At 71.2% G+C, this 20,848-nt stretch carries 25 protein-coding genes; 12 read left to right on the plus strand and 13 right to left on the minus strand.

Translation table 11 applies throughout. The annotated features are described in order from the left end of the window. Positions 1 to 11: 11 nt before the first annotated feature. Positions 12 to 377 carry a hypothetical protein gene (locus ACXJ1Y_RS04990; RefSeq protein WP_463849032.1) on the minus strand — a complete coding sequence of 122 codons (366 nt, stop codon included), beginning with the start codon at positions 375 to 377 and terminating at the stop codon, positions 12 to 14. Between the two features lie 203 nt (positions 378 to 580). Between ACXJ1Y_RS04990 and ACXJ1Y_RS04995 the strand changes: the two genes are divergently transcribed. Then, on the plus strand, positions 581 to 2,200 hold the full coding sequence (locus ACXJ1Y_RS04995) for a methyl-accepting chemotaxis protein (protein WP_463849033.1): 1,620 nt from the start codon (positions 581 to 583) through the stop codon (positions 2,198 to 2,200). Between the two features lie 16 nt (positions 2,201 to 2,216). On the opposite strand, the gene ACXJ1Y_RS05000 is transcribed toward ACXJ1Y_RS04995, so the two are convergent. Genes ACXJ1Y_RS05000 through ACXJ1Y_RS05010 form a run of 3 tightly spaced genes read right to left on the minus strand, consistent with a single transcriptional unit; the run spans position 2,217 to position 4,679 of the window. Further along, positions 2,217 to 3,053, minus strand: a complete 837-nt coding sequence (locus ACXJ1Y_RS05000) for an alpha/beta fold hydrolase (RefSeq protein ID WP_463849034.1) — start codon at positions 3,051 to 3,053, stop codon at positions 2,217 to 2,219. A gap of 37 nt (positions 3,054 to 3,090) precedes the next feature. Beyond that, a complete protein-coding gene (locus ACXJ1Y_RS05005) occupies positions 3,091 to 3,723 on the minus strand; it encodes an alpha/beta hydrolase (RefSeq protein ID WP_463849035.1) in 633 nt (210 codons plus the stop codon). Positions 3,724 to 3,749: 26 nt separating this feature from the next. Next, complete coding sequence (locus ACXJ1Y_RS05010) at positions 3,750 to 4,679, minus strand: VOC family protein (protein ID WP_463849036.1); 930 nt, start codon at positions 4,677 to 4,679, stop codon at positions 3,750 to 3,752. Positions 4,680 to 4,792: 113 nt separating this feature from the next. Between ACXJ1Y_RS05010 and ACXJ1Y_RS05015 the strand changes: the two genes are divergently transcribed. Further along, positions 4,793 to 5,710, plus strand: a complete 918-nt coding sequence (locus tag ACXJ1Y_RS05015) for a LysR family transcriptional regulator (protein WP_463849037.1) — start codon at positions 4,793 to 4,795, stop codon at positions 5,708 to 5,710. 3 nt (positions 5,711 to 5,713) lie between these two features. Here ACXJ1Y_RS05015 and ACXJ1Y_RS05020 read toward each other — a convergent pair whose 3' ends face one another. Continuing rightward, the gene (locus tag ACXJ1Y_RS05020; RefSeq protein ID WP_463849038.1) at positions 5,714 to 6,079 is read right to left on the minus strand and encodes a PAS domain-containing protein; all 366 of its coding nucleotides are present in this window, start codon (positions 6,077 to 6,079) and stop codon (positions 5,714 to 5,716) included. Positions 6,080 to 6,789: 710 nt separating this feature from the next. Between ACXJ1Y_RS05020 and ACXJ1Y_RS05025 the strand changes: the two genes are divergently transcribed. From ACXJ1Y_RS05025 to rpsI, 5 genes are all read left to right on the plus strand, one after another. Continuing rightward, positions 6,790 to 7,884 (plus strand): PAS domain-containing protein, encoded by a 1,095-nt coding sequence (locus ACXJ1Y_RS05025; protein WP_463849039.1) that lies wholly within the window; start codon positions 6,790 to 6,792, stop codon positions 7,882 to 7,884. Positions 7,885 to 7,969: 85 nt separating this feature from the next. Next, a complete protein-coding gene (locus ACXJ1Y_RS05030) occupies positions 7,970 to 8,482 on the plus strand; it encodes a cupin domain-containing protein (RefSeq protein ID WP_463849040.1) in 513 nt (170 codons plus the stop codon). 33 nt (positions 8,483 to 8,515) lie between these two features. Then, positions 8,516 to 9,073, plus strand: coding sequence for a CoA-binding protein (locus tag ACXJ1Y_RS05035; protein WP_463849041.1), 558 nt, complete (start codon positions 8,516 to 8,518; stop codon positions 9,071 to 9,073). 174 nt (positions 9,074 to 9,247) lie between these two features. Further along, the gene (gene rplM / locus ACXJ1Y_RS05040) at positions 9,248 to 9,709 is read left to right on the plus strand and encodes a 50S ribosomal protein L13 (RefSeq protein ID WP_463849042.1); all 462 of its coding nucleotides are present in this window, start codon (positions 9,248 to 9,250) and stop codon (positions 9,707 to 9,709) included. Between the two features lie 2 nt (positions 9,710 to 9,711). Next, positions 9,712 to 10,197 (plus strand): 30S ribosomal protein S9, encoded by a 486-nt coding sequence (gene rpsI, locus ACXJ1Y_RS05045; RefSeq protein WP_463849043.1) that lies wholly within the window; start codon positions 9,712 to 9,714, stop codon positions 10,195 to 10,197. Between the two features lie 68 nt (positions 10,198 to 10,265). Here the strand turns inward: rpsI and ACXJ1Y_RS05050 are convergent, their stop codons facing one another. From ACXJ1Y_RS05050 to ACXJ1Y_RS05060, 3 genes are all read right to left on the minus strand, one after another. Then, the gene (locus tag ACXJ1Y_RS05050) at positions 10,266 to 10,700 is read right to left on the minus strand and encodes a hypothetical protein (RefSeq protein WP_463849044.1); all 435 of its coding nucleotides are present in this window, start codon (positions 10,698 to 10,700) and stop codon (positions 10,266 to 10,268) included. Between the two features lie 9 nt (positions 10,701 to 10,709). Continuing rightward, positions 10,710 to 10,964: a type II toxin-antitoxin system prevent-host-death family antitoxin gene (locus ACXJ1Y_RS05055; RefSeq protein ID WP_463849045.1), complete on the minus strand. Its 255-nt coding sequence runs from the start codon at positions 10,962 to 10,964 to the stop codon at positions 10,710 to 10,712. A gap of 80 nt (positions 10,965 to 11,044) precedes the next feature. Then, positions 11,045 to 11,563, minus strand: a complete 519-nt coding sequence (locus ACXJ1Y_RS05060) for a hypothetical protein (RefSeq protein WP_463850039.1) — start codon at positions 11,561 to 11,563, stop codon at positions 11,045 to 11,047. 163 nt (positions 11,564 to 11,726) lie between these two features. Between ACXJ1Y_RS05060 and argC the strand changes: the two genes are divergently transcribed. The 4 genes from argC (at position 11,727) to ACXJ1Y_RS05080 (ending at position 14,647) form a co-directional block, all read left to right on the plus strand. Further along, a complete protein-coding gene (argC, locus tag ACXJ1Y_RS05065) occupies positions 11,727 to 12,662 on the plus strand; it encodes an N-acetyl-gamma-glutamyl-phosphate reductase (protein ID WP_463849046.1) in 936 nt (311 codons plus the stop codon). Between the two features lie 100 nt (positions 12,663 to 12,762). Continuing rightward, positions 12,763 to 13,740, plus strand: a complete 978-nt coding sequence (locus ACXJ1Y_RS05070; protein ID WP_463849047.1) for a quinone oxidoreductase family protein — start codon at positions 12,763 to 12,765, stop codon at positions 13,738 to 13,740. Then, a complete protein-coding gene (locus ACXJ1Y_RS05075; protein WP_463849048.1) occupies positions 13,737 to 14,375 on the plus strand; it encodes a nicotinamidase in 639 nt (212 codons plus the stop codon). Before ACXJ1Y_RS05070 ends, ACXJ1Y_RS05075 begins: the two co-directional genes overlap by 4 nt. A 71-nt stretch (positions 14,376 to 14,446) precedes the next feature. Beyond that, positions 14,447 to 14,647, plus strand: a complete 201-nt coding sequence (locus tag ACXJ1Y_RS05080; RefSeq protein ID WP_243953175.1) for a hypothetical protein — start codon at positions 14,447 to 14,449, stop codon at positions 14,645 to 14,647. 11 nt (positions 14,648 to 14,658) lie between these two features. Here ACXJ1Y_RS05080 and dinB read toward each other — a convergent pair whose 3' ends face one another. The 5 genes from dinB to pabB all read right to left on the minus strand — a co-directional run bounded on the left by dinB (position 14,659) and on the right by pabB (position 19,277). Continuing rightward, positions 14,659 to 15,741 (minus strand): DNA polymerase IV, encoded by a 1,083-nt coding sequence (dinB, locus tag ACXJ1Y_RS05085; protein WP_463849049.1) that lies wholly within the window; start codon positions 15,739 to 15,741, stop codon positions 14,659 to 14,661. Between the two features lie 321 nt (positions 15,742 to 16,062). Then, positions 16,063 to 16,440: a DoxX family protein gene (locus ACXJ1Y_RS05090; protein ID WP_463850040.1), complete on the minus strand. Its 378-nt coding sequence runs from the start codon at positions 16,438 to 16,440 to the stop codon at positions 16,063 to 16,065. A 23-nt stretch (positions 16,441 to 16,463) separates the two neighbouring features. Next, positions 16,464 to 17,318 carry an aminotransferase class IV gene (locus tag ACXJ1Y_RS05095; RefSeq protein WP_463849050.1) on the minus strand — a complete coding sequence of 285 codons (855 nt, stop codon included), beginning with the start codon at positions 17,316 to 17,318 and terminating at the stop codon, positions 16,464 to 16,466. Further along, on the minus strand, positions 17,305 to 17,910 hold the full coding sequence (locus ACXJ1Y_RS05100; RefSeq protein WP_463849051.1) for an anthranilate synthase component II: 606 nt from the start codon (positions 17,908 to 17,910) through the stop codon (positions 17,305 to 17,307). Before ACXJ1Y_RS05100 ends, ACXJ1Y_RS05095 begins: the two co-directional genes overlap by 14 nt. Next, positions 17,907 to 19,277, minus strand: coding sequence for an aminodeoxychorismate synthase component I (gene pabB / locus ACXJ1Y_RS05105; RefSeq protein WP_463849052.1), 1,371 nt, complete (start codon positions 19,275 to 19,277; stop codon positions 17,907 to 17,909). Before pabB ends, ACXJ1Y_RS05100 begins: the two co-directional genes overlap by 4 nt. A 185-nt stretch (positions 19,278 to 19,462) precedes the next feature. Between pabB and rimO the strand changes: the two genes are divergently transcribed. Continuing rightward, entirely contained in the window at positions 19,463 to 20,812 is a 1,350-nt protein-coding gene (gene rimO / locus ACXJ1Y_RS05110) for a 30S ribosomal protein S12 methylthiotransferase RimO (protein ID WP_463849053.1), read from the plus strand. Positions 20,813 to 20,848 lie beyond the last annotated feature (36 nt).

Raw genomic sequence — 20,848 nt, forward strand, 5'->3', positions numbered from 1 at the left:
TCAGGCGGCGCTCACCGTCTCGCGAGGAGGCGCGCCTCGGCGCCGTCGCCGCCGTAGCGGTCCCACAGGCGCGCGCAGGTCTCCGCCGGCCGGTCGCGGAACGCCCGCGTCTCGGCGTCGAGGATCCGCTGCAGGCCGACCGAGCGCTTCAGGGTGAAGAAGTCGGCGTGGTTCAGGTGGTTGGCATGGGAGAAGGCGCGGAAGCCCTCCGTGTCGATCCGCAGGTCGGGGCAATGGCGCACGGCCATGTCGGCCTCGATCCCGGCGCGCAGGGCCGGCGGGTCGCTCTGCAGGGCGGCGCGATGCGCCTCCGCCCAGGAGCCGAAGGCGGCCCAGGCACCGAGGCAGAGCAGGAGGGGGGCGAGGGTTCTCTTCATGTGCGGTGCCGCCACGACGTTCACACCACAAAGCGCCGCCTCGCGGTGGGTTCGACCTGAACCGGATGAGGAAGGCGTCCTCTGTGTGGGCGCGCACCTCGGCGGAACGCGAAGCAAGACGAGGACCGATCTCGCAACCGCAGAGGTTGCGGGCTATCACGTTCCCGTCGGGCTCCGCCCGGGATCGGGCAGGGCAAACCGTGATGCGGACGTCGTTGGGTCTCAATGGCCTGCTGGGAGGCGCGATCGGCGTCATCGCGCTGGTGTCGATCCTGAGCAGCAGCGCGGTCCTGATCACGCGCAGCCGGCTGCAGGCGGCGACGGACGCCCGCGAGCATTCGGATCAGGTGATCCGGGGGCTCGATGCCTTCCGCGCGGCGATGCTCAACCAGGAGACCGGGCTGCGCGGCTACCTGATCACCGGGCGCCCGAGCAGCCTGGAGCCGTATCAGGCCGGCCGCCGGAGCCTGGACGAGGCGGTCGGCCGCCTGCGGAGCCTCGTCGGCGGCGACGGCGACCGCACCCGGATGCTCGCGGATGCGGTGACGGCGGCGCACGGCTGGCAGGCCGACATCGCCGAGGCGGCCCTCCGCAAGGGCGCGGACCCGGCCCAGCGGGCGGAGGCGATCGGCCTGGAGGCGGACGGGCGCGGCAAGCAGCTCTTCGACCGCCTGCGCGCGGAACTCGCCGCCATCGAGGGTCTGGAGGGGGCGGCCCGCGCCGACCTCTCCCGGCGGGTGGCGCAAACCCAGCGCGACGAGGACATCGCGGTCTGGGGGGGCACGCTGCTCACCCTGCTGATCTGCATCGGCCTCGGCATCGCCATCAACCGCCTCGTGGTGCGTCCGCTGCTGCGGGTGATGGCCTATGTCGAGCGGGTCGGGGAGGGCGACCTGACCGGGCGGATCGAGGGTCAGGCGGACGGGGAGGTCGGCCGCCTCGCCGCCACGCTGCACGCGACGGTGACGGGCCTGTCGGATTTCGCCCGCACGAACCGGGCGGCGACGGCCGACCTGAACGCAGCGGCGGCCGAGATCCGCGCCTCGGCACAGGAACAGGCGGCCTCCGTCGAGGAGCAGTTCGCCGCCGTGCAGGAGACCGCCGCCACGGTGGACGAGATCACCCATTCCGGGGCGCAGATCTCGAAGCGCGCCAGCGAGGTCATCGCCACCGCCCAGGCCACCGCCCGGACCTCACGCCAGGGCCTGCGTGCGGTCTCGGACACCGCCCAGGCCATGGACGCGATCCGCGAGCAGGCTGAGGCGGTGGCCGGCAACATCGTCGGCGTCTCGGAGAAGACGCAGGCGATCGGCGAGATCATCGAGAGCGTCAACGACATCTCGGAGCGCACGCATCTGCTCGCGCTGAACGCGGCCATCGAGGCGGCGGCGGCGGGCGAGAGCGGGCGCAGCTTCGCGGTGGTGGCCTCGGAGATGAAGCTCCTCGCCGATCAGGCGAAGGCGGCCACGGGCCAGGTGCGGGCGATCCTCGGGGAGATCCAGCGGGGCATCAACACGTCGGTGATGCTGACGGAGGAGGCGGTGAAGCGCTCGGCGGTGGGCAAGACGCGCTCGGACACGACGCAGCGGACCATCGAGGAGATCACCGCGCGGTTCGAGGAGAACGTGCAGACGTTCCAGCAGATCGTGGCCTCGACGAACCAGCAGCAGCTCGGGATCGAGCAGGTGATGGGGGCGCTGCAGAACATCCGTCAGGCGAGCCAGCAGACGGCGGCGGGGACGCGGCAGGTCGAGACCGCCTCGGCCAACATGACCGAGCTCGCGCAGGCGCTGACGGCGCTTGCGGAGCGGTACCGCACCTGAGACGGCGGCCGGCGCCTCACCCGCGCACGAAGGCGAGGAGGTCGGTGTTCAGCACGTCGGCGTTCACGGTGAGCATGCCGTGGCCGTAGCCGGGATAGGTCTTCAGCGTGCCGTGGCGCAGGTGCGTGATCGCCTTCAGGGCGGCGTCCGCGATGGGGACGATCTGGTCGTCCTCGCCGTGCAGCACCAGCACCGGCACGCCGATGGCCTTCAGGTCCTCGGTCTGGTCGGTCTCCGAGAAGGCCTTGATCCCCTCGTGATGGGCGAGCGCGCTGCCCATCATGCCCTGCCGCCACCAGTTCTGGATCACGCCCGGCTGGGGCGTCGCCCCGTCGCGGTTGAAGCCGTAGAACGGGCCGGTCGGGACATCGAGGAAGAACTGGGCGCGGTTGCCGGCGAGGGCCGCGCGGAACCCGTCGAACACCTCACGGGGCAGCCCGTCCGGGTTTGCGGCGGTCTTGAGCATCAGCGGCGTGATCGCGCTCACCAGCACCGCCTTTGCGACGCGGCCCTGCGGCTCGCCATGGCGGGCGACATAGCGCGCCACCTCGCCGCCGCCGGTCGAATGGCCGATATGGACGGCGTTGCGCAGGTCGAGATGTTCGACGACCGCCGCCGCGTCGGCGGCGTAATGGTCCATGTCGTGGCCCCATCCGACCTGGGCCGAGCGGCCGTGTCCGCGCCGGTCATGGGCTACCACGCGGAAGCCGTGCTGGACGAAGAACAGCATCTGCGCGTCCCAATCGTCCGACGAGAGCGGCCAGCCGTGGTGGAACACGATGGGCTGCGCGTCCTTCGGACCCCAATCCTTGAAGAAGATCTCGGTCCCGTCCCGTGTGGTGATGGTCGGCATGGTCGCCTCCTGTGAGGGATGGTGGGGTGGGCAAGGATCAGGCCGCCGCCGGGCGGGCGGTGGCGCGGAGCCAGTCCGCGACGAGGCCGATCTCGGCCTGGGACAGGCCGTGGCCGGCGGGCAGGATCCGGTGCGTGACGGCGGCGCCGGCCGCCGTGAGCTGTTCGGCGAGCCGCCGGGCGTTCTCTACCGGCACGATCGGGTCCATCGCCCCCGAGAGCATCAGGACCGGCTTGCCCGCGAGGTCGGCGGCCGGCGGCGCGGCGAAGGGCACCATCGGCCGGATCAGCACCGCCCCCGCCAGGACCTCCGGCCGCTGGAGCAGCGTCGCGGCGGCGATGTTGGCGCCGTTCGAGAAGCCGAGCGCCAGGGGCGCGGCGAGGCCGTAGCGCTCCCGCGCCTCCGCCACGAACGCCGCGAGCCCGTCCGTGCGGCGGCGCAGGTCGTCCTCGTCGAACACGCCCTCGGCGAGGCGGCGGAAGAAGCGCGGCGCGCCGTTCTCGCTGACCTGCCCCCTGGGGGAGAGCAGGGCCGCGCCGGGGGCGACGGCCCGGCCCAGCGGCAGGAGGTCGTCCTCGTCGCCGCCCGTCCCGTGCAGCAGGAGCAGAGGGGGGAGGCCAGCCTCGCCCGGCGCGAAGCGATGGTGGAAGGACAGGGTCTCGGTGGTCATGGCACCCTCCACGGGGGAGACGGGGTTCAGGCGACGGCCGGGAGCACGGCCTCGATCTCGGCGCGGTGGCGCTCCAGGCCCGGCGGCAGCTTCAGCGCCTGGCCGAGGCTCGCCTCCGGCTCGTCCACGGCGAAGCCGGGGGCGTCGGTGGCGATCTCGAACAGCACCCCGCCCGGCTCCCGGAAGTAGACCGAGCGGAAATACTGCCGGTCGCGCTGCTCGGTGACGCCGAGCCCGTGCCGGTCGCGCAGGGCCTCGGCCATCGCCGCCTGGGCCGCGTCGTCGGCGGCACGGAAGGCGATGTGGTGCACCGAGCCCGCCCCCTGGCGGCCGGGCAGGAACGCGCCCACCGCCCGCAGGGTGACGTGCCGTCCGGAGGCGGCCGTGCCGGAATAGCGGGTGGCGGAGCCCTCCCTTCCGGTCTGCGCGAAGCCGAACACCTCCGTCAGGATCGCCGCCGTGCCCTCGCCCTCCGCGAGGAGCAGCGTCACCCCGTGCAGGCCGAGGATCGCGTGCTCGGCCGGCACGGAGCCGCCGGTCCAGGCGGAGGGCGCCGCCGCCTCGTCCACGCCGACGAGGGCGAGCATCATCCCGTCGGGATCGCGGAAGCGCAGGGTCGGCTCGCCGAAGACCTGCACCAGCGCCTCGTGGCGCACGCCCTTCTCCACGAGCCGGTGGGTCCACCAGCCGATCGAGGCGCGGGGCACGCGGAAGGCGGTCTCCTGCGTCTCGCCGAGGCCCGCCCGGCCGGGGGCGGCGTGGGGGATCGGGAAGAAGGTCAGGATCGAGCCGGGACGGCCCGCCGCGTCGCCGTAATAGAGGTGGTAGGTGCCCGGATCGTCGAAGTTCACCGTCTTCTTGACGAGGCGCAGGCCGAGCACGGCCGTGTAGAAGTCGAGGTTGCGCGCCACGGGCCCGGAAAAGGCGGTGACGTGGTGGAGGCCGGTCTCGGACATGGCGTCGTCTCCTGGAGCGCGCCCGGTGGGCGTCGTCGATGGAGACAAGGTGCGCCTTGCCATGGCGCCTGAAAATAGAAACGATGGAAACTCATCGTTTCCGGAAACGACCCATGCGCCTGCCCGATTTCGAAGCCTGGGCCATCTTCGCCAAGGTGGTGGAGGCCGGCTCCTTCGGCGGCGCCGCCGGGGACCTCGGCCTGTCGAAGGGCACGGTCTCGAAGGCGGTGGGGCGGTTGGAGGCGCGGGTCGGCGCGCGGCTGTTCCACCGCACCTCCCGGCGGCTGGCGCTGACGGAGGCGGGGCTCGCCGCGCGGGACGACGCGGCGCGGCTGCTCGCGGAGGGGGAGGCCGCCGAGGCGCGGGCCACCGCCGCCACGGCGCTGCCGCGCGGCCTCGTGCGGCTCGCGGCGCCGATGAGCTTCGGGGTGCTGCATGTGGCGCCGCTCCTGCCGGAGTTCCTGGCGCGGCACCCGGCGGTCTCGGTGGACCTGCATCTCGCCGATTCGGTGGTGGACCTCGTGGGCGGCGGGTTCGACATCGGCCTGCGCATCGCGGCCCTGCCGGATTCCTCGCTGAAGGCGCGCCGGCTCTGCCCGGTGCAGCGCTCCCTCGTGGCGACGCCGGGCTATCTCGACCGCCACGGGCGGCCGGACCACCCGGACGACCTCGCCCGGCATGCCTGCCTCGGCTACGCCTACCTGCCGACGCCCGACCGCTGGCGCTTCCGCCATGCGGACGGGCGGGAGGCGAGCGTGACGCCGGGCGGGCCGATGCGGGCGAACAACGCCGACGCCCTGGCGCCGGCCCTGCGGGCGGGGCTCGGCCTCGCCCTCCAGCCCGATTTCATGATCCACGAAGATCTGGCCGCCGGCCGATTGGAGCGGGTGCTGCCGGACTGGTCGGCCCCGCCGATCTCGCTCCATCTCGTGACGCCGCCGGGCGAGCCCCGCCCGGCGCGCGTCGTCGCGCTGATCGATTATCTGGCCAGGGCCCTCGTCGCCGCCCCCTGGGCCAGGGCGGCGGCCTGAGGGTCAGCGCGCCATCTTGCGGGGGGCCTCGCGGACCGGCCGGGTCGACGGGTCGAGCTCGCGGCTCGAATGGGCGATCAGGCCGACGTTGCGGCGGATCTCCTCCACGGCCGTGGTCATGGCCTGCATGTCGGACGACATCTCGCGGGCGCCGTCGATGCTCCGGCGCAGGGCGTGCCCGACCTTACGATACGCGGCCCCGTCCCGCGCGGACGGCTTCACGAGGCATGAACGGTTTCGACCGATCAGGTCCTCGGTGCGATACGCAAGCAAGCCCAGGAACCTCGCATTGGCCGCCGTCACCGTGCCGTCGAGGGTGCATTCGATCACCGCCGTGCATGCGTGCGAGGCCCGCAATCCGGGGGCCATGCCATCGCTCCAGAACACACTATTTAACTCCGGATCGAGGGATCTCCACCATTATCCGGCTAACAGATTAGGACTCTCATGTTGCACAAGCGCCGAAACGGGGGCGACGATGCGCCGCGTTCAGTGTCATCGCCGCTATCTGCCCCGGCGGTTTCCGGTCAATCCGGGCCGATCCCCATCTCGACCGGTTTTGAATCGGCCAGGATGCGCCACCCGGCAAACTTGTCTCCATCTCTTCTCGGGGATGTTCGTTAAAATCGCCGCCATGTTTCTTAAGTTCGGCCGGCATGCGCTCTATAGCGCGAATTGAGTAACCTTGGAGCCATTACGACGGGTCGCCCTTTCAGCGACGAGAGCCCGCGCGCCCGCAGAAGAACGGTCATGAAGACTGCGTGGACATGGCCGATTTCTGGCAGTTATTTCTGATTTAATCGTCCATTCTGGATTGTTTACGCGGCCCCAAAACTTCAAATCACTCATTTGTGCGATCCGAATTGGTCGGAAAGTGCATTCTCCCATCTTGCGCATTTTGCGCGATCCTCCATCAAGAAGGAGCCAGCTCCCGGCTCTGGGAGATCCGATATGAACCGTTCGATGGCTCGAGGAGCGACGCCTTGAGACGGGATCTGTCTTTGGCGCGAATCGCGACCGCCCGTGCGGCGGCTGACCCACCCCGATCCATCCGGTTCGCCGGACCAGAGCGCAGCCCCATGCCCACCCGTTCCCTCATGCGCGTTCAGGCGGATCCCGCTCCCCCGAGGGGAGGGGCCTCGCGCTTCTTCTCGTCCCGCAACTTCCTGAAGATCATCGAGGATACCGGGGAGGTCGGGTTCTGGTCCGCGGACCTGCGCTCCGGCACCCTCGACGCGACGCCGGGCCTGTACCGCATCCTCGGCCTCGAACCGTCGGCGGAGCTGCCGATCGGCCTGCTGATCGACATGATCCACCCGGATGACCGGGCGATGCACGGCGACCAGTTCGCGATGCTGATGGCCGGCCAGCCGATCAACCGGGAGTTCCGCGTCGTCCGCCCCGACCGGACGCAGCGCTGGCTCCAGCACCGGGGCGAGGCCGCGCTCGGCGCCGACGAGCGCCCGAGCTACGGCATGGGCGTGATCTTCGACGTCACCGCCCGCCACGACTCGATGCAGGCGGTGATGCAGCGCCACGACCGGCTCAACGCCCTCGTGACCGTGACCGCCGCCGCCTTCTGGACCACCACACCCCAGGGCGAGCTGAGCGAGTGCTCGCAATGGATGAACCTGACCGGGCAAAACTACGCCCAGACGCGGGGCTACGACTGGCTCGACGCCGTCCATCCCGAGGACCGCACCCGCACCCAGGCGGCCTGGACCACCGCCGTGCAGCACGCCTCGGCCTACAACACCGAGTACCGGATCCTCTGCGCGGACGGCATCTACCGCTGGTTCAACTCCCGCGCCGCCCCCGTGCTGAACAAGGACGGCAGCGTGCGCGAATGGGTCGGCATCTGCCTCAACGTGCCGGGCCAGAGCCGCTACGGCTACCAGGGCCTCACCGTGCCCGACACCTCGGAGCCCGACACCTCCGACCGGCCCCTCACCGCCGCGCAGGTCCGAGCCGCCCGCGGCATGGTCGGCCTGTCGAAGGAGGAGCTCGCCAAGATGGCGGGGGTGTCGATCTCGACCATCGTGCGCCTGGAGGACGCGAACTCCCCCGTCCGCCCGCGCCACGACACGGTGATGGCCGTGCGCCGCGCCCTGGAACAGGCCGGCGTGACCTTCACCTTCGACGTCGGCGCCAAGCCCGGCGTGCGCGAGACCTGAGCCCAGGCGCCCCTCTCCGGCGCGTTGACGGCGCGCCGGGGGAGGGCGTAGCCACGTCCGGACGACAGGCGTTCGGGAGGGCGGTATGGGGCAGGATCACGACCATACCCACGACCACACCCATGACGACACCCATGACGGGGCGCGCTGGAAGCACGACGGCGTGCGGGTGATCCCCGGCGACAGGCTCGACGACAACACCGCCCAGACGCCGGGCATGTACCGGCAGGCGGCGATCAACGCCGCCCGCGTCGGCGCGCAGAGGATCTGGGCCGGCACGGTGGCGATCCAGCCCGACGCCAAGACCGGCGTGCACCACCACGGCGCCCTGGAGAGCGTGATCTACGTCGTCTCCGGCCGGGCCCGGATGCGCTGGGGCGACAGGCTCGAATACGTCGCCGAGGCGGGGCCGGGCGACTTCATCTTCGTGCCGCCCTACGTGCCGCACCAGGAGATCAACGCCTCCACCGACGAGCCCCTGCACTGCGTGCTGGTGCGGTCCGACAACGAGGCGGTGGTGGTCAACATCCCCGACGTAGAGCCGGTCGAGCGGCCGGAGACCGTCCACTGGGTCGATCCGATCCACAAGCATCCGTGACCCTGCACCCCTGACACAGCCGGCGACCCGACCATGACAGACGACATCGCCGCGCGGCACGCGCGCTATGCCGATTCGGCGATCCGCGCGATCCTCGACGGCACGAAGAGCGTCGCGCTGGTGGGCGCCTCGGCGAACCCCGCCCGGCCGAGCTTCATCGTGCTCAAGTACCTCCTCGACCGGGGCTACGCGGTGACGCCGGTCAATCCGGGGCTCGCCGGGCAGGATCTCCTCGGCCGCCGGGTGGCGGGCTCGCTCTCCGAGGTCGAGGGCTCCCTCGACATGGTCGAGATCTTCCGTAACTCGGCGGCGGCGGGGAGCATCGTGGACGAGGCGCTGGCCCTCTCCCCCCTGCCGAAGGTGATCTGGATGCAGCTCGGCGTGCGCGACGCCGCCGCCGCCGCCCGCGCCGAGGCGCAGGGTGTCACCGTCATCATGAACCGCTGCCCCAAGATCGAGTACGGGCGCCTCTCCGGCGAGATCGGCTGGACGGGGGTGAATTCCCGCATCCTCAGCGCGCGCAAGCCCGTCCTCGCCAAGGGCGGCGTGCAGAAGCTCACCATCGCGGACCGCCGGACGCCCCGCTCCTAAGGGCGCGGTATCATGATACCTCAAGGCTGAACCCGCTCTCGGAACACGTCTTTTCGGCGTCGGCGCGCGCGATTTGCGGTTGACCCGCCCGCCCGGCGCGGCTATTGAGCCGCCATCGCCGCCGCGTGTCCCCACGCGGCGGCTTCCTTTTCCGGCACCTTTCGGGATTTGGCCATGAAGACCACCTCGCTGAAGCCCGCCGAGGTCGACAAGAAGTGGATCGTGATCGACGCGGAAGGCCTTGTGGTCGGCCGCCTCGCCTCGATCGTGGCAATGCGCCTGCGCGGCAAGCACAAGGCCGCCTACACGCCTCATGTCGATTGCGGCGACAACGTCATCGTCATCAATGCGGAGAAGGTGAAGTTCACCGGCCGCAAGTACAACCAGAAGAGCTACTTCTACCACACCGGCTATCCGGGTGGCATCAAGGAGCGCACGGCCAAGTTCATCCTCGAAGGGCGTTTCCCGGAGCGCGTCGTGGAGAAGGCCGTGGAGCGCATGCTGCCGCGCGGGCCGCTGTTCCGCCAGATCCTCGGCAACCTTCGTGTCTACAAGGGCACCGAGCATCCGCACGTTGCCCAGCAGCCGCAGACGCTCGACGTCGGCGCCCTCAACCGCAAGAACGTGAGCGCGTGATCATGGCGACCCTTCAGTCCCTCGCCGACCTGAACCGGGCCAACACCGGCGCGGTCGATCCGGCCAACGAAGCCCCTGTCCACGTCCAGAAGCTGGATGCGCAGGGCCGGGCCTACGCCACCGGCAAGCGCAAGGACGCGGTCGCCCGCGTCTGGATCAAGCCGGGCACCGGCAAGGTCGTCGTGAACAAGCGTCCGGTGGAGACCTACTTCGCCCGTCCGGTGCTGCGCATGATCCTGCGCCAGCCGCTGGAGATCGCCGGCCGCGTCGATCAGTACGACATCACCGTCACGGTGGCGGGCGGCGGCCTCTCCGGTCAGGCGGGCGCCGTGCGCCACGGCCTGTCCAAGGCCCTGACCTACTACGAGCCGGAGCTGCGCGCGCCCCTGAAGCGCGAAGGCTTCCTGACCCGCGACTCCCGCGTGGTCGAGCGCAAGAAGTACGGCCGCGCCAAGGCCCGCCGCAGCTTCCAGTTCTCGAAGCGCTAAGTCGCCGCTTTATGCAGGCAGGGGGAGGGCGGTGCCGCGAGGCGCCGCCCTTTCTCGTTTGGGGCGCGTCACGCGGTATCCCGGCGCACGGCGCCGCTCTTCCGGCTGCGGGCGAGAGCAACGAACTCGGCCTTGATCCGGGCGAACAGCCCCGGCGGAATGAAGCCATAGGCGAAGTCGCCGCCGCGCCCTTGCACGGGCAACAGGCCGGCATTCGGCCACGCATCGACATTGTGCTCGGAAACGATCACCCAGCTTCGCGCGTCGTCGAGGCCCAGGAAAGCCTTCACCTTGGCGGGAATCTCCACGCCCACGGTGTCGCCTCGGGGCGGAGTGTGGGTGATCGGGAGCAGCACGACGTAACGGGGACGCACGGCATCGTCCGTCGCCGCCACGAGGCAGACGGGCCTGTCCTTCCCCTGCTGGCGGCCGGCGGCGGCCTCATGCGTCCAGAGGTAATCGTAGCGGAGGACGAGACCGGGTTTCGGCTCGGGGAACGTCACCCGCCGCCCTCACGCGAGCAGGTCGTCGAGTCCGACGTGCGCGGGATCCATCTCGGCGCCCTCGACGGCGGCGAGGATCGCCTCGGGCGTATCGATCGTCCGGTGGGTCCGTCGGGCGGCGGCCCTCAGCCAGTCGTAGTGCTCGGCCGACAAGAGCACCGATTCCCGGCGCCCGTGACGGGTGATCTCCACGGGCTCGCGGCGCGCCTCGTCCTGGTACTCGCCGAACCTGCGCTGGAACTCAATTGCGCCGACCGTGGGCATGGGCGGGGATCCCGTCGAGACGAAACCCCCGTATCATACGAAAAGATCGCAAGCGCCGTAAGGGCGCTCGCGATGCCGCCTCAGGCGTGGACCGCCCGCTCCAGCTCGGCCTTCGACATCTTCGAGCGGCCCGAAATATCCTGGGCCTTGGCCTTCTTCATCAGCTCGGCCTTGGTCGGCTCCTTCTTGTCCGACTTCGGGCTCTCCTTGCGGGCCTTGGCCGACTTCTCGGCCGCCGCCTTCGGCTGCTTCGAGAACTGCTTGCCCTTCTTCGAATCGGCCCGCTTCTTGGCGGTCGAGTCGGCGTATTCCTTGTCGGACAGCTCTTCGCGGGCCTTCTTCGGCAGGTAGCGCTCGCCGGTCTTGCCGCTTTCCTTGCCGGACTTGGTGCCCCACTCCTCCTCGGTCCATTGCTTGAGGTGGTTGTCGTCGGACTTCTTTCCCTCGTAGCCGCCGCCTTCCTTCTTGTATTCGCTGCTCGCCATCTGCGCCTTGCGCGCCGACCACTGGCCGGGCTTGCCACCCTTGTCAGATTTCGTGACCTCTTTCTTGACCTTCTCCCACAGCTTGGGGTCGGTCTTCTTCGCGGTTCCAGCCATCGCTGCCATCTCCTGAGAGGATTTGGCGATCAAAGCCTTCACCGCGCCCATGTTCCCGCGGCGGTTCGGCAAGCTGGGGATGGTTCGCCCGTTGACAGCGGCCCCCGACACCCTCCACCTGCCCCGGCGAGACGCCGGGCCGATTCCGGCGTGCGAGGCGAACATGGCGAACAGGGACGAGACGGCACAGCCGAGCGTGTTCATCGATGGCGAGGCGGGCACCACCGGCCTCGGCATCCGCGAGCGCCTGGAGCGCGACGGCCGCGTGCGCCTCGTCAGCATCGCCCCGGAGCACCGCAAAGACCCGGCGGCCAAGCGAGACCTGCTGGCGCAGGTCGATCTCGTCGTGCTCTGCCTGCCGGACGCCGCCGCCGTGGAGACGGTGGCCCTCGCGGACGGCCTGCCGAACGGCGGCCCGAAGATCCTCGATGCCAGCACCGCCCACCGGACGGCCTCGGGCTGGACCTACGGTTTCCCGGAGATGGCGCCGGGCCAGGCCGAGGCCGTGGCCTCCGCCCGGCGGGTCGCCAACCCCGGCTGCTACCCGACCGGCGGCATCGCCTTGCTGCGCCCCCTGGTCGAGGGCGGGCTGATCCCGGCCGACTTCCCCCTCAGCCTCAACGCGGTCAGCGGCTACAGCGGCGGCGGCAAGGGGATGATCGAGGATTACGAGGCGGGCCGCGCCCCGCCCTTTATCCTCTATGGCCTCGGCTTCGCCCACAAGCACCTGCCCGAGATCCAGATCTACAGCGGGCTCACCCACCGGCCGATCTTCGTGCCCTCCGTCGGCAATTTCCGCCAGGGGATGCTGGTGAGCGTGCCCCTCCACCTCGACGCCCTGCCGGGCCGGCCAAAGCCGGCCGACCTGGAGGCGGCGCTCACCGGCTGGTACCGGGGCCAGACCCTGGTGCAGGTGGTGGAGGCCGTCGGCAAGGAGCCCCTCGCCCCCGAGGCCCTGAACGACACCGACCGGCTGGAACTGCGCGTCTTCGGCTCGGCCGAGCACGGGCAGGCGGTGCTGGTCGCCCGCCTCGACAACCTCGGGAAGGGTGCCTCCGGCGCGGCGGTGCAGAACCTGTCGCTGATGCTGGGGCTGTGACGGGGCGCCCCGTCCGGGGCGGCCCAACAAAAGAAATTGCCTCCCGCCCCCGTGGGTCTATCTCGCTGCGGGGCGGGGTGTGACATCACGGGAGAGAACGATGCCGAAGGCGATCCGGGTCTACGAGTACGGCGGCCCCGAGGTGATGAAGCTGGAGGACGTGCCGCTCGCCGAGCCGGGCGCCGGCCAGATCCGCGTCCGCCAGGAGGCGATCGGCGTCAACTTCATCGACATCTATTTCCGCACGGGCGCCTACAAGTCCCCGCACATGCCCTTCACCCCCGGCAAGGAGGGCGCGGGCACCGTGACCGCCGTGGGCGAGGGCGTGGCGCAGTTCAAGGTCGGCGACCGGGTCGCCTACGGCTCCGTGGCCGACGGCTGCTACGCGGAGGAGCCGGTGATCGCCGCCTCCGCCGCCGTGCCGATGCCCGAGGGCATCGACGCCCAGACCGCCGCCGCGATGATGCTCAAGGGCCTCACCGCCGAATACCTCCTGAACCGCACCTACAAGGTGAAGCCCGGTGACACGATCCTGTGGCACGCGGCGGCGGGCGGCGTCGGCCTCATCGCCTGCCAATGGGCCAAGCATCTCGGCGCCACGGTGATCGGCACCGCCGGCAGCGAGGAGAAGGCGGAACTCGCCCGGCAGAACGGCTGCGATCACGTCATCCTCTACCGCAGCGAGGACGTGGCCAAGCGCGTGCGCGAGTTGACCGGCGGCAAGGGCGTGCCGGTCGTCTATGACGGCGTCGGCCAGGCCACCCTGATGGGCTCCCTGGACAGCCTCGCCCCCACCGGCCTGCTGGCGAGCTTCGGCTCGGCCTCCGGCCCGATCACCGGGCTCGACCTCGGCCTGCTCGCCGCCAAGGGCTCGCTCTACGTCACGCGGCCGACGCTCGCCACCTTCGCCAGCCAGCGCCCGGTGCTGGAAGAGGCCGCTGCCAACCTGTTCAACGCCGTGCGCTCCGGCGCGGTGAAGATCGCCGTGAACGCCGTGCGCCCCCTGGCCGAGGCCCAAGAGGTTCATCGCGATCTCGCCGGTCGCGAGACCACCGGCTCCACGGTCATGGTGCCTTGACCCCAGGGGACACCGACCTGCTCCTCGTCGTCGATGTGCAGGTCGACTTCCTCCCCGAAGGCGCGCTCCCCGTGCCGGACGGCGATGCCGTCGTCCGGCCGATCAACGGGCTCCAGGCGCGGTTCCGGCACATCGCCCTGACCCAGGATTGGCACCCGCCGGGGCACGTCTCCTTCGCGTCGAGCCATCCCGGCCGGGCGCCGTTCGAGACGGTGCGCCTCGTCGGCGGAGAGCAGGCCCTCTGGCCGGACCATTGCGTGCAGGGAAGTGCGGGCGCGGCCTTCGCGCCGGGGCTCGACACCGCCCGCGCTGCCCTCGTGGTGCGAAAGGGCCTCCAGGCCGGCGTCGACAGCTACTCCGCCTTCCTCGAAGCCGACCGGACGACCCGCACCGGCCTCGCCGGGGCCCTGCGGGAGCGCGGCATCCGCCGGGTCTTCCTGTGCGGCCTCGCCACGGATTTCTGCGTCCTGTGGAGCGCCCTCGACGCGCGGGAGGCCGGGTTCGAGGCGTGGGTGGTGGAGGATGCGGTGGCCGGCATCGACGTGCCCTCGTCGGCGGGCGGCTCCGTCGCCGCCGCCTGGGCGCGGATGGAGGCCGCCGGCATCGGCCGGATCGGGACGGCCGACCTCGGCTGAGAGGGCGAAGCGCCGCAGGGCCGGGACCCGGGGCGGGAACCGGCGTTGCCCTTGGCTCATCAGGAGGCAGCATGTCCAACAAGCAACCCAAGACGACCACGCCCACCGATGCGGACCTCAAGGGCAATCCGGGGATCGGTACCTCGAAGGGCATGGCCGGGGCGGACCCGGAAGAGCTGGAACTGGATTCCACCTTCGAGGGCGATGTCGAGAACGAGACGACCCCCGAGGGCGGCGTGGATCCGAACCACCGGCCGCGCAAGAACAAGTAGGCAATCCGGCCTCACAGCCCGAGGCCGAGCTGCTGCGGCGCCTCGGCCTCCTCCTGCGTGAAGCCCGACAGCGAGACCCCGATCAGCCGGGCGGTGCGGCGCAGGGGAAAGAGCCCGCGCAGCAGGTCCAGGCCGATCCGCTCCAGACTGTCCCGGTCGGGCACCGGCGCGGGCAGGGAGCGGGCGCGGGTGACGAGGGAGAAGTCCGAGAACTTGAGCTTCAGGGTGACGGTGCGCCCGCGCATGGCCTTCGCCTCGGCGCCGCGCCAGACCTTGTCGACCATCGGGGCCAAGCGCTCGGCCAGCACCTCGTAGGCGGCGGTGTCGTCGGTGAAGGTGGTCTCGGCGCCGATGGACTTGCGGATGCGGTGCGCCCGCACCGGCCGCTCGTCGATGCCCCGGGCGACGGCGTGATAATAGTGCCCGGCCGAACCGAAGGTCTCCTTGAGCCGGTCGAGGTCCCAGGCGCGCAGGTCGGCGCCGGTCTCGATGCCCAGGCGCTTCATCTTGGCCTCCGTGACCGGCCCAACTCCGTGGAAGCGCCCGATGGGCAGCTCCGCCACGAAATCCGCCCCCATCGCCGGGGTGATGACGAAGAGGGCGTTCGGCTTGCGGTGGTCCGAGGCGACCTTGGCCAGGAACTTGTTGTAGGACACCCCCGCCGAGGCCACGAGGCCGGTGCGCTCCAGGATCTCGGCCCGGATCGCCTTGGCCACCGCCGTGGCGGTGGGGAGCCCCAGCAGGTTCTCGGTGACGTCGAGATAGGCCTCGTCCAGGGCGACCGGCTCGATCACCTCGGTGTGGAGGGCGAAGACGGCGCGGATTTCCTCCGAGACCTGCCGGTAGACCTCGAAGCGCGGCTTCACGAAGACGAGGTCCGGGCAGAGCCGCCGGGCGGTCGATGCCGGCATGGCCGAGCGCACGCCGAAGGGCCGCGCCTCGTAGCTCGCGGCCATCACCACGCCCCGCTCCCGCGAGCCGCCCACCGCCAGCGGCTTGCCGCGCAGGCTCGGGTCGTCGCGCTGCTCCACGGAGGCGTAGAACGCATCCATGTCGATATGGATGATCTTCCGGAGGGCGACCTCCGTCTGCATCGCTGACGCCCCAGACGTTCCCGGTTCGTTCAATGCCAAGGGGAGGGGAGCCGGGTCAAGGCGGGAGGCGCCGGGGGCCACAGGCGATTGGAATGAGATCCGGCCGACGGGCGATCGTCCCCTCGCCCCGCGTGCGGGGAGAGGGCTGAGCCCCCCCTTGTCGGGGGCGAAGCAAGGCGGCAGCCGGAGGTGAGGGGGTCGGCCGAAGGAGGCTCATCCTGCGAGCCCCCTCACCGCCGCTTCGGCTTCGTCTCTCGCTTCCCGTTAGCACGACGAGGTGCAAACGGGCCTCTCCCCGCAGGCGGGGAGAGGAGGGCACCGTCAGCGCCCCCGCCGGAACGGCCAGTCGATCAGCCCGCCAGCCCAGAGGGCGGCCCAGACGAAGACCGGCTGAAAGGCGAGCCGGGGGCCGTGATACCACCAGGAATCCGGGATGCCCTCGATGTGGATGTGCTCGAAGGCGTGCTTGAGGTTCGCCGGGTAGACGCAGACCGCATAGAGGGCGAGGCCGATGGCGGCGGCCTTCCGCGTCGCGGGGATCTGCAGGCCCAGCGCCCCGGCGAGTTCGCACAGGCCCGTCGCCTGGATGACGAGGCGGGGTTCCGGCACCCAGTCGGGCATCAGCGGCAGCATCGCGTCGGTGGCGAGGAGATGCACCACGCCGATGAAGGCGTAGACCCCCGACAGCCCCCAGCGCAGGATCGTCCGGCCTCTGCCTTCGCTCACGCGACCTCTTCCGGGGCGACCCCGCAGGATTCCGCCACCGCCGCGCGCAACGCCTCCCGCAGGAGGGCGAAGGCCGGGTGGCCGGCGCTATCGTAGGCGGTCTCGCCCAGGGCCGTCACCGGGGCGAGGAGGCGCAGGGAGTTCGTGACGAACACGGCCTTCGCCCGCCGCACATCGTCCGGCGTCAGGGAGCGCTCCGCTACGGCGAGGCCGTGAGCCGGCGCAAGGGCCAGCACCCGCGCGCGGACGATCCCGGCGAGCACGCCGTCCGTGAGGGGCGGAGTGAGGAGGGTGCCCTCGTCCGCCACGCAGAACACGTTGCCCGTCCCGGCGCAGGCCACCAGCCCCTTCGTGTTGCGGAACAGCGCCTCGTCGAACCCGTCCCGCGCCGCCTCGCCGGCCGCGATCACGGCGTCGAGGTAGCCCAGCGTCTTCAGCCGCGCGGCGGGGGAGGTGTCGTTGCGGGCGATGGCGGTCGGCCGCAGCCGCAGGGGCGCGAAGGCGATGGCACGGCCGCTCGGGGCGGCGGTGGCGAAGAGGGTCGGGCGGGGGGCCTCCGGCGGCTTCAGGCCCCGCGGGCCGGCGCCCCGCGTCAGCGTGGTGCGGAGGGCGAGCCGCTCGCCCCGGCCGGCGAGGGCCCGCATCGCCGACCGGATCGCCGCCGCGTCGGCGGGGATGCGCAGCACCTCGGCGGAGGCGACGAGCCGCGCGACATGCTCGGCCTCGAAGGCTACCCGGCCGTTCAGGGCGAGCGCGGTGTCGAACAGCCCGTCGCCCAGCGTCAGGCCCCGGTCGGCATGGTCGAGGGGCGCCTCCGTGCCCGCGAGGATCTGCCCGTCACGCCACAGCATCGCGCCGGCCCTCCCGCCACGCGCGGGCGAGATCGAGGAAGTTGCCGAAGATGGCGTGGCCGTTCTCGGTGAGCACCGATTCCGGGTGGAACTGAACCCCATAGGTCGGGTGGCGCCGATGGGAGAGGGCCATCACCTCGCCCTCGTCGGAGAGCGCATCGACGGCGAGGTTTGCCTCCATGCCGGGCTGGGGCGTCACCACCAGGGAATGGTAGCGCCCCACCGGCATCGGCGCGGGCAGGCCGGCGAAGAGCCGCGCTCCGTCATGGGCGACCGGCGTCGCCTGCCCGTGCAGGGGCCGCCGCGCCCGCTCGACCCTGCCGCCGAAGGCCGCGCCGATGGCCTGATGGCCCAGGCAGACGCCGAGGATCGGCAGGTGTCCCGACAGGTCGCGGATCGCCGGGAGCGAGACCCCCGCCTCGGCCGGGGTGCAGGGGCCGGGGGAGATGACCAGGGCCTCCGGCGCCAGCGCGCGGATGCCGGCGACGTCGAGGGCGTCGTTGCGCACGACGCGGACCTCCTGGCCCAGCTCCTCGAAGTAGCGGACGACGTTGAAGACGAACGAGTCGTAATTGTCGAGGACGAGGATCATGCGAAGGCCCGGAACACGCGCTCGGCCTTGGCGAGCGTCTCGTCGTATTCCGGCCCCGGCTCGGAGAGCAGGGTGACGCCGCCGCCGGCCTGAAGCACGGCCTCGCGGTCGTCCATGAACACGGTGCGGATGGCGATGGAGGTGTCGAGGTCGCCGTCGAAGCCGATCCGGCCGATGGCGCCGCAATAGATCTCGCGGGCGTCGCCCTCGATCTCGGCAATGATATCCATGGCGCGGATCTTCGGCGCCCCGGTGATCGAGCCGCCCGGAAACGTCTTCTCCAACAGGTCGAGCCCGTCGAGCCCGTCCCGCAACGTGCCCGTGACCACCGAGACGAGGTGGTGGACGCCGGCATAGGTCTCCAGCCCGCACAGCACCGGCACGGCGACGCTGCCCGGCTCGCAGACCCGCGACAGGTCGTTGCGCAGGAGATCGACGATCATCACGTTCTCGGCCCGGTCCTTGGCAGAGGCGGCGAGCCCCTCGGCGGCGGCGCGGTCCTCGGCCGGGTCGGGCAGGCGCTTGGCGGTGCCCTTGATCGGGCGCGTCTCGACATGGCGCCCGTCGAGCCGCACGAACCGCTCCGGCGAGGAGGAGGCGACGGTCAGCCCCTCGAATTCCTGATAGGCGCCGAAGGTGGCCGGGTTGGTCTCGCGCAGGCGCCTGTAGAGGGCGAAGGGATCGAACCCGGCCGGCAGGTCCGCCGTGAAGCGCTGGGCGATGTTCGCCTGATAGATGTCGCCCGCGCGGATGTAATCGCGCACGGTTTCGACAGCCCTCTCATAGGCTTGGCGGGTGAAGTTCGAGCGCCACGCGAGGGTGCCGCAATCGGGCGCGGGCTCCGGCGCGGGGGCATCGCGCAGGAGGTCGGCGAAGGCGGCGAGGCGGGCCTCGGCCCGCGCCGCGCGGGGGCCCGGTTCGGTCTCGGGGAAGCCGGTCGAGAGCAGGGTCGCGGTGCCGGCCGCGTGGTCGAGGGCGAGCACCGTGTCGTAGAAGTCGAGGGCGATGTCGTCGGTCAGCCCGGCCCGGCGGGCGGGGGGCGTCACCCGCTCCAGGCAGGCGCCGCAATCGTAGGCGATGTAGCCGATGGCCCCGCCGGGGAAGGGCCGGGCGGGATCGGCCGGCAGGCGGTAGGGCGCGAGGCAGGCGCGCAGGGCCTCGAACGGGCCGCCGGGGACGGGGCGCCCGTCGAGGCTCGCCTGCCCGTCGCGGAACCGGAAGCGGGCGAAGGGATCGGCGGCCACCACCGAGAGCCGGCCCAGGGCATCGTGCCGCATGGCGCTGTCGAGCACGGCGAGCCCCGGCAGGGCGCGCAGCCGTGCGGCGGCGGCGATGGCGTCGATCGTGGGGAGGTCTCGGGTCCACATGAACCGGGGTCGGGCCTTCGGATCGCGGCGGTGTTGGGACGCCCTCGCACAGGCGATGCCGTGGGGGAAGAGCGGGCAGGCTCGCACTCGCGGCCTGTATCCGCTATATCGGCGTCCATCCCGAAGACTGCCAGCGTCCTCGACGTGCCGTGAGCGGCGCGGGCGCCGCCGCATCCGATGGCCCCATGACCAGCACCGCCTCGCCCGACAGCAAGTCTGCCTCCCCGGGTGCACCCAAGATCTCGTTCGTCTCCCTCGGCTGCCCGAAGGCGCTGGTGGATTCCGAGCGCATCCTGACGCACCTGCGCGCGGAGGGCTACGAACTTGCCCGCAAGCACGACGGGGCGGACCTCGTCATCGTGAACACCTGCGGCTTCCTCGATTCCGCCAAGGCCGAATCGCTCGCCGCCATCGGCGAGGCCATGGCCGAGAACGGGCGGGTCATCGTCACCGGCTGCATGGGCGCGCAGCCGGAGGAGATCCGCGAGAAATATCCGGACCTCCTCGCCGTCACCGGCCCGCAGGCCTACGAATCGGTCCTGGCGGCGGTGCACGAGGCGGCGCCCCCGGCCCACGACCCGTTCGTGGACCTCGTGCCGCCGCAGGGCATCAAGCTGACGCCGCGCCACTACGCGTATTTGAAGATTTCCGAGGGCTGCAACAACCGCTGCAGTTTCTGCATCATCCCGAGCTTGCGCGGCGATCTCGTGAGCCGCCCGGCGGCGGACGTGCTCCGGGAAGCCGAGAAACTGGTCACGGCCGGGGTGAAGGAGCTTCTGGTCGTCTCGCAGGACACGAGCGCCTACGGCCTCGACATCCGCTACGCCGAGAGCCCCTGGCGCGACCGGCAGGTCCGCGCCCGGTTCTACGACCTCGCCAAGGAACTCGGGGAACTCGGGGCCTGGGTGCGCCTGCACTACGTCTACCCGTACCCGCACGTGGACGAGGTGATCCCGCTCATGGCCGAGGGGAAGGTGCTTCCCTACCTCGACATGCCGCTGCAGCATGCGAGCCCGTCCGTCCTCAAGCGGATGCGCCGGCCGGGCAACCAGGAGAAGCAGCTCGACCGGATCCGGTCGTGGCGCGCCGGGTGCCCCGACCTCGCGATCCGCTCGACCTTCATCGTCGGCTTCCCCGGCGAGACCGAGGCCGAGTTCGAGGAACTGCTGGAGTGGCTGAAGGAGGCGAAGCTCGACCGGGTCGGCTGCTTCGAGTTCGAGCCCGTGGCGGGCGCCACCGCCAACGCCATCGCGGATCCAGTGCCGCCGGAGGTGAAGGCCGAGCGCAAGCGCCGCTTCATGGAGACCCAGAACGCCGTCGCCCTGCGCCTGCAGCGGGCCAAGGTCGGCCGCCGGATGCCGATGATCGTGGACGCGGTGGAGGGCGGGATCGCCAGGGGCCGCTCCAAGGCCGACGCGCCGGAGATCGACGGCACCGTCCACGCCGCCTTCCGCCGCCCGGTGCGGGTGGGCGACATCGTGTCGGTGAAGATCGACCGGGCCGAGGCCTACGACCTCTACGGCAGCGTGACCTGAGGCCTACAAGCGGGTAAGCGGTATGTCGGTGATGAG

This window comes from Methylobacterium sp. TK26, from assembly GCF_055361565.1.